We start from the raw sequence: 11830 nt of genomic DNA, 5'->3' as shown, positions 1-11830 counted from the left end.
ACCATTCGCTCTCATGGTTATGCACCGATTGGTAAGCCTTGTATCGATAGCTACAACTGGCAAGGTAAAAAGCGAACCAACGTTATTGGTGCTCTGTATGAAAAGATGCTGTTTGCGCTTGATTACTTTGAGACAAACATCAACAGCATCGTCTTCTATCACTGGTGCAAACACAAGCTAATCCCAAGTCTTAAAACCAAATGCGTGATTGTCATGGATAACGCCAGATTTCATAAGAATAAACGCATTCAAAAGCTACTAAACAGGCACGGTCATCGTATTCTTTGGTTGCCGCCGTACAGCCCAGACCTAAACCCTATCGAAAAGAAATGGGCTCAGGTGAAGTTTCTACGCCAAGGCTGGTTGGAAAACGACTTATCCAAATTGTTTTATGATGTTTGTCCAAGGCATAACACTTTTATTTTGAACTGACTATACATCAAAAAAATTACGACTTAGTAAGAAGTTAGGTGGGCTATCTAGTAATTCTTTTATAAATACTGTGGGTATAGTTGTTCTATGTTGCAATCTTTCAAATTCTATCTGTTCAGCTTGTTTAAGAATTTTTTCAAGGTCAGCATTTGAAAAATCCTGTCTAGACTTAACCATAATTCACACCTTTTCACACCTTAATAATAGGTGCAAGGCGCTGGCTGCTTTAAGGTGTGTAAATTGCAGCCGTTCGGGTAATTAGTCCTAGCCTTGCATGGTCATTGTAGCAGCGTTTTAGCCCTGCTTTTGTGCTCGTTGCTTAAAATCTGCATGAATAACATTATCAAACTTGCCAGCCTTGATAGCGTCTATATAGTTCGCCCAGTCGTTCATCATTGCAGCGCGTTGATCTAATCCTGTCATGCGATTGTATGCAGTGCCATAAGCATTAAGCATGCGGTGACCTAATGCCAATTCGGTTATCAATTCATCATAGCCTAGTCGCTCCATCAGCATAGTTTTTGCTGTACTTCTAAAGCCGTGTGGGCTGTGAATGTCTTTGTAGCCTTGTCCGTTATTCATTAACTCACTGTTTAATACTTTGTTGATTGCTTGCGTATGATGGTAAGGCTCTTTTTTGCGTCTAGGGTTATGAAATACATAATCGCTATCACCTGTTAGCGGTTGCATCTGCTCTAATATGGCTATGGCTTGCGGTGCAAGTGGTATCACTAGACTAGCTACCATATCGCCCCTGTTACCTGCCTTTTGTGGTTTAAACTGCCATTGATTTTTGAGCCAATTAATATCAGTCCATTGCATAGCGCATAGGTCGCCTACTCGAGTAAAGGTTAAAGCCAATAGCTGTAAGATACGCTTGTTATATAGCTGGCTGGCATCGTCTAACTGGTCAATTTCGTTTAGCAGTTTGGCAAAAGCGGTCACATCATTACTCAATGCTGGGCGGTGTTTAGATGCATGTCTTTTTAGCGTTCCTTGTAGGTCGCTTGCTGGGTTGTATTCGATCACCATATGAGCTTTGGCAATCTGTAAGATACTCTTTAATAACGTTCTTACCCTCAATCCTTTATAGGTATTGGTTTTTTGAATGTCATTAATAAACTTGATAACTAGACTGGGGGTTATGTCTGTTACTTTCATATGCCCTAACTGGTTTTCAATCGGTCTTACTAATTCCTCAAGATTTTTGATAGTGCGTTTATTTAGGTTTTTGCTGGCTTGAATATCGCGCCATTCGTTAATGAAGTGGTTTAAGATGTTTTGGCGGTCGGTTATCAGCTTTTTCTTTTTACTTTCTCTATGCTCTATTGGGTCTATATCTTTGGCTAGTAGTTGCATATTGTCGCTGTGGTATTGACGGGCATCGGCAAGGCTTAACGCTGGGTATTGTCCTAGCGTCATGTAAGGGCGTTTGCCTGTAATGGGGTGTGTATAGCGGTGTCTAAAATCGGCTGTAGCATCTGTGCTATCTTTATGCGGTCTTATGCGTATCTCTAAGCCTTTATAACCTGCTATTGGATAACTAACTGCTTTGTCAGCTTGCACAGCTTCTTTGATTGCCCGTTTGATTTGGGTATCGGTGCTAACCTCCTTTCTAACCATTTTCCTGCCCCTTAATCTGGTAGCCACCTTGGTAGCCATTTATAATGCTTTATGTTGTAAGATAATATCGTACGTTGTAGTACATCATATATCTAAAATCACTACACATCAATAAAATAAAGGGTTCTAGGAATAATTTTATTGTCTATCGTTTTATCAAGTTAAACCATGTATTATGAAAAAAGCATTACTTCGGTAGTGCTTTTTTTATGTTTGAGTAAATGGTTAGTTATAGAATTTTCTGTTAAAAACAGCCTTATGGGCAATGTTTACGTACGTTGCCTTGATAAACGCAGCGACATTGTTTACGATAATAGGCTTTACTAATACATTAGGCTTCCATGATTGATGCGAATGACATTCCAAGTAGTCAGCTGATTTTATACGCTGACGATGGCTACAACAGCCATGTGGTACGCCTATTGCTTGAAGAAAAAAAACTTGCCTATTATTTATCGCGCCTGCATTCTGAGCGTCCGGAAGACTTGACCGAGCTCAACCCCTATCACACTTTGCCTGTCTTACAACAGCGTGAGATTGCGCTATATGAGATTAACGTTATCTTCGAATATCTTGAGGAGCGTTATCATGCCAATAAATTATTGCCGGATACGCCGCAAGAGCGCGCCCAGTTTCGCCAATTGGCTTGGCGTATACAACATGATTGGTTGGTACTAGGCAAACGGTTGCTCATGCATCCGGACAGTTTTAACAAAGCGCAAGCAGCCTTGGCGAAAAAGCAGCTAAGCGACTCCTTGATTACTTTATCACCCTTGTTTGCTCATAAGCCCTACTTTATGGCAGATGAATTTGGCTGGTGCGATGTGCTTCTAGCACCGTTATTATGGCGATTAGAAGAGATGGGTATTGAGTTACCGCGTGCTATCAGCCGCCCTCTATTTGACTATCAAAAACGGGTCTTTGAGCGTGACAGCTTTCAAAAAAGCGTGCGTTAATTAGACAACCGCTGATGACTCCCCTAAAATAGACTCTGATATAGAATAGCGATATAGTGAATGATTTTTCTATAAATACGACTTTATCGCAAACGAGACAGTATTTAATAATAATGCATAAGGAAACCAAAAAATGAGCGAAGAAACCACCTCTATTACCCCAACACGTCCCTATATGGTGCGCGCGCTATATCAATGGATAGAGGACAATGCGCTCACCCCATACTTGATGGTAGATGCTACCGCTGACAACGTCCAAGTGCCTAAAGAGCATGTCCAAGACGGACGTATCGTGCTCAACATTGCCAGCCGCGCGACCGGTAATATGAGCATGGAAAATGATTATATTCATTTTAGTGCGCGCTTCGGCGGTGTCTCGCAAGAGATTTGGGTACCGCTAACAGCAGTGATGGGTATTTATGCCAAAGAAAATTCGCAAGGGATGTTTTTTGACCCTAATGAATACGATGATTATGTCCCTGAAGAAGACGCAGCGACTACCTCTAAGAAAAGTGCCGCTGCCCAGAAACCTAAGCGCGATAATAAAGCGGGTTTAAAAGTTCTAAAATAATTGCGTTAAAAAATCGACTTTAAAATAGCCAAAAGAGTTAGCCATAAAAAAGCCAGTCATATTCAATATGCTGGCCTTTTTTCTTGTCAGCCCACAATACTAACAGGCTTAAAAACACTTAATCTCTTGGCGTTTAAGTGCTTGAGTATTAGGTTCTTGGTAGTGTCACACCGCGCTGACCTTGATATTTACCGCCGCGGTCTTTATAACTGGTTTCGCAAACGTCATCGGCATCACTTTGAAAAAACAGCATTTGTGCTACGCCCTCGCCCGCATAAATACGTGCTGGTAAATTGGTAGTATTACTAAATTCTAACGTCACATGACCTTCCCACTCAGGCTCAAGTGGTGTGACGTTGACGATGATACCGCAGCGTGCATAGGTTGATTTACCAAGGCAAATCGTCAATACATCACGCGGAATACGAAAATACTCCATCGTACGTGCCAAAGCAAAAGAGTTTGGCGGAATGATACACTCGTCACCGATGACGTCAATGAAGCTTTTTTCATCGAAGTTTTTAGGATCTACAATCACTGAATGCACGTTGGTAAAGACTTTAAACTCAGGCGCACAGCGTACATCATAACCGTAGCTTGAGGTGCCATAACTGACCAAACGCTCGCCGGCATCATTAAAACGTACTTGACCTGGCTCGTACGGTTCAATCATGCCATGTTCTTCGGCCATTTTACGAATCCAGCGGTCAGACTTGATAGACATTGTTGTTCCTTAAAAAATTTTCAATAGCCAATTTTTAATAGCCATTGTGATAATAGATTTTTGGTAGCGACGATTATACGGAATTGACGGCGCAATTTATAGAGCGGCAACGACTTAAAAATTAAGCCTGCTATTTATAAATGCATCATAAGCACTCATCAGTTACCATTTAGCAAAATGATCTTCTGCTAAGCCCATTACCTTATCAAGCTTAATCACCTCATCTGCTAGCCGTATCTCACCACTATAAAAACCCAGCCATTGCTCAAAGATACTAGCGAGCACACCAAAGTTATCGGTCTTTTTATAAACAGCAATCGGCATAAAGGTTAAATCAATATCAACCTTACTCCAGCCGAGGTTCTGATGATAAATACGCCAAGTATTCTGCGTGGCTGCATCCAAATCTTGACGTATAAACATCACAGGCGGCAGATATCCTATCTGCCCATCAAGCCAGCAGGCATTTTCACTAGCGCCGGTTTCGTTGACGCCCATCGATAAGTTCAAGGTGAAATGACGACCATCGGGCAAATAACTATTGATACAAGTCCAAAACCAATTAGTCTCGTGGCGCATATAGCCGAGCGTCCAATCTAGATTGGCAATAGTCGTGTCAGTAAAGTCTATTTTTTTAGACTGAGTATCCAGAGCTTTAGTACTAAATTTTGAATTATCTTTAATGATTACATGTCCAGATACTGCAGTTAACGGCTCTTTTTGGGTAAAGGTCCAACCGCGCCTACCGGTCGGTGTACAGATAGCTAGTGGCTGTGATTGTCTTGATAGGATTGCATTGAGTGCAAGGTTTTGACTATCTAGCACGACGTTAATCTGGGAAGGCATAAAATCCAATATTACGGTCAGCTTGTCATGAGTAAATGCCATTTGACCCTGATAACAATCGCCTTCTAATAGCGTCTGCCGAGTCAAAGGTTGCAAGGCTTCGCAAGCTTCTAGCTTATTAGTTTCATCATTATAGAGATAAAAGAAGGCGCTGGTCGCAAGCTTAATCGTCGCCAGTGCTAGGCAAACTCGATAAGGCGGCTCGATGATTTGGATAAAACAAAATTGGTTGGCTTTAAGCGCTTTGCGCCAGTTTGGCAGCGCTTTTTGCGAGATAAGATAACTATGATAGTCAAGATAGTTGATGCGCTTAACGTTAGCAAAAACGCCAAAGTTAGGTTGACCGTTTTGAATAAGCTGGTCAATCCCAACTGCTCTCAAGTGATTAGCGATAGGTTGGTGATTATCGTTTTGTTTCATTTTTACGGCATCCTAGCCAAAATTCATTAGGAGACTACCTGTCCTTGGTAGCTGACTGTGCTGCTAACTATTCTTCTTTTTGCTTGTCCTGAAGCAGCCCAAACGGCTTCCCTAATAGCTTTAATCTCTATCATCGTCAAACCATCTATAAGCTCTTCTGTCACATTGACTACTGCAAAAGAACTTATTCCAAATGGATGCTTAGAAAATTTAAGCAATAAATCAGTCATAGCTTGTACTGCTTGTAAAAAATCAGCAAACACCATTCGGCGATTGCTAAAATCCGCATTAACCTGATAGCGTTTGCTACTGCCCTCTTTATAGTAGAAAACGGCGCTCACTTGATTGTTTGAGAGCTCAATCACGTATATCGGCGGACGAAATAATTTTAGGAGCTGATATTGCTTTGGAATAGTGTCTAAATGACTTTGATAAATCGATAAGCTCACCATACTTTCTTTTTAAAATTCAAAGCTACTTAGATTTTAATGTTTTATATGCTTAGGCTATTTTACTAACTTTAGAAACCACTAAAAACCATTAAAAAATCCGCTTATCATCGACAGGTTTGGCAAATTTATTGATATTGGCTTCGATATTTTTAGCAATACTGAGATAATATGGCGCAAATTCATCATCGGCCAACACACTCGGCTCGCCTTTATCCACTTGGGCGCGAATACCGCTAGCAAGTGGCAACTGACCCAATAGTGGCACATTATATTGCTCAGCGATTTTTTCACCGCCGCCAGTACCAAAAATCGCTTCGGTATGGTTACAGTTGCTACAGGTATGCAGCGCCATATTTTCAACCACACCAAGTACTGGAATATTGGTTTTATTAAACATCTCGATGCCCTTTTGCGCATCAAGTAAGGCGATATGCTGCGGCGTCGTCACAATCACTGCACCCGTTACCGGAATACGCTGCGCTAATGTCAGCTGAATATCGCCAGTACCGGGCGGCATATCGATAACTAAGTAATCTAGCTGCGGCCAATTGGTTTGGTTATATAGCTGCATCAAGGCGCCAGTGGCTTTTGGTCCGCGCCACGCCACAGGTGTATTATCACCATCGAGCAAACTACCAATCGATAGCATTGCCAGGCCATGTGCTTCAATAGGAACAAACTGCTCATTTTCCAGCTCAGGCTTGACTTTGGCCACACCCAGCATCGTCGGCATACTCGGCCCGTAAATATCAGCATCCAGCACGCCAACACGATTGCCTAACTTTTGTAATGCTAAAGCGATATTGACGGTGGTGGTTGATTTGCCTACGCCGCCTTTACCCGAAGCGACGACGATAATATGGCGGATACGTGGATGCGCCGTTAGGGACGCTTGCGTCGGAGCTGCTTTAGTAATCGGTGGCTCGGCCTGATTGCTGCTATCCATATTTGCAGAGGGTTTGGCCTGCTTTTCCATCGCGTTGGTGGTTTTTGGCATGGCTTTTGGTAGGCTTGACCCCGCGCCTTTTGCTGGAGCTGGTAAGCGCACATTCATATGAATCACTCTGATACCATGCGGATGCAGTAGATTACCAAGCTCTTGTTGAATGGTCTCAGGGTCGCTATTTTGCGGCAGACGCAAATCCAAGGTTAGCTCATCGCCATCGCGCTCTAGACCTGTAACCATAGTCGCAAGACTGCTATTACCCAAATGGTAATTGAGCAATACTTGATCAACGGCGCTATCACGAGCAGCTTGTTGCTGCGGAGATTCGGATTTCGAAGATGCTCTTTTTTTTATAAAATTAAACATAGCTACCTCTACTACCTATATATCGATGGTTAAATTTGGCAAAACGATGAATCTTTTTTAAACAATAACTGGTTTAAAAAAGATTCTCAGCTAAAGTCTTAGCTTATAAAGCGTTTGCCAAATGCTTTTATATAGATACAGTGTAGCTCAATGGGCGCTATAAAAAAACCACACTGTCAGTAGGTATGAAGGCCATATCAATGTCAAAGGCGGTACGGTATTTTTACTTAAGCCACACTTTATTCAACAGACTAACCAATCGGTAAAAACTTAGAAGCGATGAATAAATAAATCAACACGCCCGAGGCATCACTGATTGAAGTAATCAAAGGCGCACTGGCGGTCGCAGGGTCAAAACCAAGCTTATTGAGTATAAAAGGCAGACTCATACCAATGACACTACCAATCATAACCACGCACAGCATACTTAGCGCCAGTACCAAAGATACGGTCGCATCACCGCGTACATAGCCGATAAGCGCAATGGCAACGGCCATAGTTCCACCTAACATCAATGCAACCAAGGCTTCGCGGCCAAGGAGTGAAAACCAGTCACGCATCACCACATCACCCGTTGCTAAAGCACGTACCATCAAAGTCGCTGATTGCGAGCCGGCGTTACCGCCACTATCAACCAGTAAAGGCAGGAAAAATACCAATACTAAGTTTGCCGCAATGACGTCTTCGAAGTTAGCAATACTTAGCCCCGACAGCAAGTTGCCAAATACTAAAAATACTAGCCAAAAAACCCGCTTACGGTAGAGAACGGTAATACTGACGTCTTTTAAGCGCCCGACCATGGTTGAGACACCGCCTGACTTATGAAAGTCATCAGTCGCTTCATCACTTGCCACGTCCATCGCATCATCGTGGGTGACGATACCAACCAACGCCCCACTGGCATCGGTAATGGGTAGGGAGATTAAGTCATAACGGGCAACGGTTTTAGCAACGTCTTCTTGGTCATCATTGACATCAGAAGAGATGACCGAGCTGACCATAATGTCTTTAATGCGCTGCTCAGGCGATGATAAAATAAGCACTCTTAATGACACCACGCCCAATAGCTTACGCGCGTCATCAATCACATAAGCATGATAAATAGTTTCGGCATCAGGCGCCTCTAAACGTAGCGCGTCCAAGGCCTCAGCGACAGTCATCTCAGCACCTAATGTCGCATAATCAGAGCTCATTAAGGCACCAGCCGTACCTTCTTCATAAGCGGATAAACGGCGAATATCCTCACGCTTTGCTTGCGCTAAGGCAGGTAATAGCACGTCGCGTTGGTCTTGACTGAGGCGCTTATACAAATCAGTCCGTTCATCTGACGGCATCTCGCCGACTATTTTGGCTAAAATAGCACGAGGAAATACATAAGCGAGCGCTACTTGACTATCAGGATCCAAATAGGCAAATATCGTCGAGCGATTGGGCAAATGCGCAAGTAACTGCCAAGCGAGTTTGGGTTCAATCAGCGCCAATAAATCGGCTATATCGATAGGACGCAGGTCTTGAATCTCTTCAATCGCTTGCTCATATTGCTGCTGCTCAATAGCACGGCTTAGTTTTTCGGCATAGGTTAACGCCAAGTCTTTATTATTCATTGCTTTTACTCCGTACAGCGCAAAATGGGCAACAGGCGCTCATAAAAAAGAGCCAATACTATTGGCTCAAGTTAACATAAAATCAAATCCTAAAGGATTGAGGTTTTATTAGCAAGCTAATGATGCTTAAACCAAGCAAACAGCTCGCAAACCTATCCATTGACCACAGCGTTAATTCATAAACCAACCATGACTGGCTACGATAGACTGCCCAGTAAATACATTACTTGGAAAAGCCGCTAAGAATAATGCCAATTGAGCGATATCATCAACCGTAGTAAATTCTTTGTCAACGGTATTGACCAACATAATGTCATTTACCACAGATTCTTCACTGATGCCTTTTTCAACCGCTTGTTGCGGGATTTGTTTCTCGACTAATGGTGTTTTGACAAAACCGGGACAAATGACATGTGCGCGTACATTATGTTCAGCGCCTTCTTTTGCCAATACCCGGCACAGTCCAAGTAGTCCGTGCTTGGCAGTTACATACGGTGCTTTAAATAATGACGCTTCATGCGAGTGCACTGAGCCCATATAAATGACCGTACCGCCTTTGTCAGCTTTATACATATGCTGCACAGCCGCTTTAGTGGTTAAAAATGCCCCATCTAAATGAATAGCAAGCATTTTTTTCCAGTCAGTAAACGCCATTTTATGAATCGGGTCAATGATTTGAATACCAGCATTAGAAACAAGAATATCAATACCACCAAAGGTATCCACTAATTGCTGTATGCCAGAATTTACGGCACCCTCTGAGGTCACATCCATAACAATTGCAAGTGCACGTCCGCCAGCGGCTTCGATAGCATCAACCGTTTGCTGTGCGGCTGCCAGATTAATATCAGCAATACCAACGGCAGCGCCTGCTTTAGCATAGGTTTCAGCGATATCACGGCCAATGCCGCTTGCAGCGCCAGTGACTAATGCCACCTTGCCGGTCAAATCTTGTTGTAATGTGGTCGCCATATTTTATAGTCCATTATTAAATAGGTTGTTTGGATGCCTATATTACCCGCTTGTTTATTAAACATGCTTATTGGGTAATTCTCACCGGCGTTTTTCCTTGTAACTCCTCAAAACTTACGCCTTCTGCCAGCTCAACCAGTTTTAGCCCATGGTCAGTGACGTCTAATACGGCAAGCTCGGTAATGATACGGTCGACCACGCCTTTACCTGTCAAAGGCAATTCACACTCGGCAAGAATTTTTGGCTCGCCATGCTTATTGACTTGCTCCATCAATACAATCACCCGCTGCACGCCAGCAACTAAGTCCATCGCGCCGCCCATACCTTTGACCATTTTTTTCGGAATCATCCAGTTGGCCAGATCGCCTTTTTCGGATACTTCCATCGCGCCCAATATCGCCAGATTGACATGACCACCGCGAATCATCGCAAACGATTCTGAACTACTAAAATAGCTGGCACCAGGTTCGGTAGTAACAGTTTGCTTGCCTGCATTGATTAAATCCGCATCGACATTTTCTGCCGTTGGAAACTCACCGATACCGAGTAAACCATTTTCAGACTGAAGCCAAACATCGACGCCTTCAGGGATATAGTTGGCTACTAAGGTCGGCAATCCGATTCCCAAATTGACATAATAGCCATCTTTTAACTCTTGCGCGGCGCGCTGTGCCATCTGCTCTCTTGTCCATGCCATGATAATCTCCTTATTTTTTACAAAGCCTATTGTTATTTTTTCATTAAAACCATTAAACAATCTTCCATTTAAGCGCTTGTAGTGGCTGCTTTGGTAGTAGTTTTTTCAATACGTTTTTCGGGATTATCATTTAAGACAATACGCTGGACAAAAATACCCGGTAGATGGATCTCATCGGGGTTTAGCTGCCCAATCTCTACGATTTCCTCAACTTCGACAACCGTAACTTTACCCGCCATCGCACAATCTGGATTAAAGTTACGCGCCGTTTTATTAAAAATTAAGTTGCCGGCTTTGTCAGCCTTTTGTGCTTTAATTAGTGCCACATCTGCCCGCAAAGTATGCTCAAGCACATAGGTACGACCATCAAACTCGCGCGTCTCCTTGCCTTCAGCCACTTGTGTGCCAACGCCAGTTGCGGTATAAAACGCTGGAATACCAGCGCCGCCTGAACGCAGTTTTTCCGCTAACGTGCCTTGCGGCGTTAGCTCAACCTCTAGCTCGCCTGATAAGTATTGACGCTCAAACTCTTTATTTTCACCGACGTACGATGAAATCATTTTTTTAATTTGGCGCGTTTGTAATAGTAAGCCCAAACCAAAATCATCGACACCGGCGTTATTACTGATACAGGTTAATTCCTTGACCCCGCTATCACGTAATGCTTCAATCAGCGCTTCAGGAATGCCGCACAGACCAAACCCTCCAATAGCGAGAGTTTGACCGTCGCTGACGACATCTTTTAACGCCTCTGCTGCGCTACTATATACTTTTGATTGACTCATGCTCATCTCCTTGCAAGTCACTTTTTATATTTTAGTTAATGATTTTTCCTGCATGATGCAACTCACATCATGGCAACTCTTGTCTTACCAACCAATAGACACAGATATTTTTAAAAGCAATACACTGCGTATCGATATATCTTATTTGGAATGCTTATGCTAACTTAACATATTATTCTCACAGCGACTAGAGAATAACCATAAGGAAATGGGAGCGGTATTTCACGTTTGCGCTACTTGATAATAGCGATATTACTATCGCCTGTACATGACGTAGTAGCAAACGTTATTTATTCGCTATTTAACACCGGCCAAGGAGAGGCTTTCATGTTTAGCACATTTGCTATTATTATTATACCAAACCCAACAATTAAAGTTGCGCCCAAGCACGAGCAGTTAACGACCGAATTCTTTGTGGCTGTTTAAGCAGATTATT

At 42.9% G+C, this 11830-nt stretch carries 13 protein-coding genes; 3 read left to right on the top strand and 10 right to left on the bottom strand.

Going from position 1 to position 11830, the window contains the following annotated elements; all coding sequences use genetic code 11:
- A partial coding sequence (locus B2866_RS09945) for a transposase (RefSeq protein ID WP_296193550.1) occupies positions 1-432 on the top strand: 432 nt, incomplete at its 5' end.
- Here B2866_RS09945 and B2866_RS09940 read toward each other — a convergent pair.
- Together B2866_RS09940 and B2866_RS09935 are read right to left on the bottom strand one after the other, a co-directional pair.
- Positions 433-609, bottom strand: coding sequence for a hypothetical protein (locus tag B2866_RS09940; RefSeq protein ID WP_296193549.1), 177 nt, complete (start codon positions 607-609; stop codon positions 433-435).
- A gap of 117 nt (positions 610-726) precedes the next feature.
- Positions 727-2055 (bottom strand): tyrosine-type recombinase/integrase, encoded by a 1329-nt coding sequence (locus tag B2866_RS09935; RefSeq protein ID WP_296193546.1) that lies wholly within the window; start codon positions 2053-2055, stop codon positions 727-729.
- A 341-nt stretch (positions 2056-2396) separates the two neighbouring features.
- Here B2866_RS09935 and B2866_RS09930 point away from each other — a divergent pair, with 341 nt between their 5' ends.
- Positions 2397-3011: a glutathione S-transferase N-terminal domain-containing protein gene (locus tag B2866_RS09930; protein WP_068404413.1), complete on the top strand. Its 615-nt coding sequence runs from the start codon at positions 2397-2399 to the stop codon at positions 3009-3011.
- 133 nt (positions 3012-3144) lie between these two features.
- On the top strand, positions 3145-3582 hold the full coding sequence (locus tag B2866_RS09925; RefSeq protein ID WP_296193541.1) for a ClpXP protease specificity-enhancing factor: 438 nt from the start codon (positions 3145-3147) through the stop codon (positions 3580-3582).
- Positions 3583-3730: 148 nt separating this feature from the next.
- Here the strand turns inward: B2866_RS09925 and dcd are convergent, their stop codons facing one another.
- The 8 genes from dcd to B2866_RS09885 form a co-directional block, all read right to left on the bottom strand.
- A complete protein-coding gene (gene dcd / locus B2866_RS09920) occupies positions 3731-4306 on the bottom strand; it encodes a dCTP deaminase (RefSeq protein WP_102076576.1) in 576 nt (191 codons plus the stop codon).
- Positions 4307-4468: 162 nt separating this feature from the next.
- The gene (locus B2866_RS09915) at positions 4469-5572 is read right to left on the bottom strand and encodes a DUF2804 domain-containing protein (protein ID WP_296193538.1); all 1104 of its coding nucleotides are present in this window, start codon (positions 5570-5572) and stop codon (positions 4469-4471) included.
- Positions 5573-5598: 26 nt separating this feature from the next.
- On the bottom strand, positions 5599-6021 hold the full coding sequence (locus B2866_RS09910; RefSeq protein WP_296193536.1) for a hypothetical protein: 423 nt from the start codon (positions 6019-6021) through the stop codon (positions 5599-5601).
- Between the two features lie 91 nt (positions 6022-6112).
- Positions 6113-7336 carry an iron-sulfur cluster carrier protein ApbC gene (apbC, locus tag B2866_RS09905; RefSeq protein ID WP_296193534.1) on the bottom strand — a complete coding sequence of 408 codons (1224 nt, stop codon included), beginning with the start codon at positions 7334-7336 and terminating at the stop codon, positions 6113-6115.
- Positions 7337-7587: 251 nt separating this feature from the next.
- Positions 7588-8940: a magnesium transporter gene (gene mgtE / locus B2866_RS09900; protein ID WP_296193532.1), complete on the bottom strand. Its 1353-nt coding sequence runs from the start codon at positions 8938-8940 to the stop codon at positions 7588-7590.
- Positions 8941-9111: 171 nt separating this feature from the next.
- Positions 9112-9912 carry a 3-hydroxybutyrate dehydrogenase gene (locus tag B2866_RS09895; RefSeq protein ID WP_296193529.1) on the bottom strand — a complete coding sequence of 267 codons (801 nt, stop codon included), beginning with the start codon at positions 9910-9912 and terminating at the stop codon, positions 9112-9114.
- A 67-nt stretch (positions 9913-9979) separates the two neighbouring features.
- Positions 9980-10609: a CoA transferase subunit B gene (locus B2866_RS09890; RefSeq protein ID WP_296193526.1), complete on the bottom strand. Its 630-nt coding sequence runs from the start codon at positions 10607-10609 to the stop codon at positions 9980-9982.
- A gap of 68 nt (positions 10610-10677) precedes the next feature.
- Positions 10678-11394, bottom strand: a complete 717-nt coding sequence (locus B2866_RS09885; RefSeq protein WP_296193523.1) for a CoA transferase subunit A — start codon at positions 11392-11394, stop codon at positions 10678-10680.
- Between the last annotated feature and the right edge of the window lie 436 nt (positions 11395-11830).

It is taken from the genome of Psychrobacter sp. UBA3483 (assembly GCF_002377905.1).
In the GTDB taxonomy this organism is placed as follows: Bacteria; Pseudomonadota; Gammaproteobacteria; order Pseudomonadales; family Moraxellaceae; genus Psychrobacter.
This window is presented reverse-complemented; position numbering and strand designations above follow the sequence as displayed.

What these genes read in the sequence shown, in the direction of transcription:
- B2866_RS09895 (WP_296193529.1), bottom strand. Translation starts at nt 9,912, where the DNA reads ATGGCGACCACATTACAACAAGATTTGACCGGCAAGGTGGCATTAGTC.
- mgtE (WP_296193532.1), bottom strand. Translation starts at nt 8,940, where the DNA reads ATGAATAATAAAGACTTGGCGTTAACCTATGCCGAAAAACTAAGCCGT.
- B2866_RS09890 (WP_296193526.1), bottom strand. Translation starts at nt 10,609, where the DNA reads ATGGCATGGACAAGAGAGCAGATGGCACAGCGCGCCGCGCAAGAGTTA.
- B2866_RS09885 (WP_296193523.1), bottom strand. Translation starts at nt 11,394, where the DNA reads ATGAGTCAATCAAAAGTATATAGTAGCGCAGCAGAGGCGTTAAAAGAT.
- B2866_RS09915 (WP_296193538.1), bottom strand. Translation starts at nt 5,572, where the DNA reads ATGAAACAAAACGATAATCACCAACCTATCGCTAATCACTTGAGAGCA.
- B2866_RS09935 (WP_296193546.1), bottom strand. Translation starts at nt 2,055, where the DNA reads ATGGTTAGAAAGGAGGTTAGCACCGATACCCAAATCAAACGGGCAATC.
- B2866_RS09940 (WP_296193549.1), bottom strand. Translation starts at nt 609, where the DNA reads ATGGTTAAGTCTAGACAGGATTTTTCAAATGCTGACCTTGAAAAAATT.
- apbC (WP_296193534.1), bottom strand. Translation starts at nt 7,336, where the DNA reads ATGTTTAATTTTATAAAAAAAAGAGCATCTTCGAAATCCGAATCTCCG.
- B2866_RS09930 (WP_068404413.1), top strand. Translation starts at nt 2,397, where the DNA reads ATGATTGATGCGAATGACATTCCAAGTAGTCAGCTGATTTTATACGCT.
- dcd (WP_102076576.1), bottom strand. Translation starts at nt 4,306, where the DNA reads ATGTCTATCAAGTCTGACCGCTGGATTCGTAAAATGGCCGAAGAACAT.
- B2866_RS09925 (WP_296193541.1), top strand. Translation starts at nt 3,145, where the DNA reads ATGAGCGAAGAAACCACCTCTATTACCCCAACACGTCCCTATATGGTG.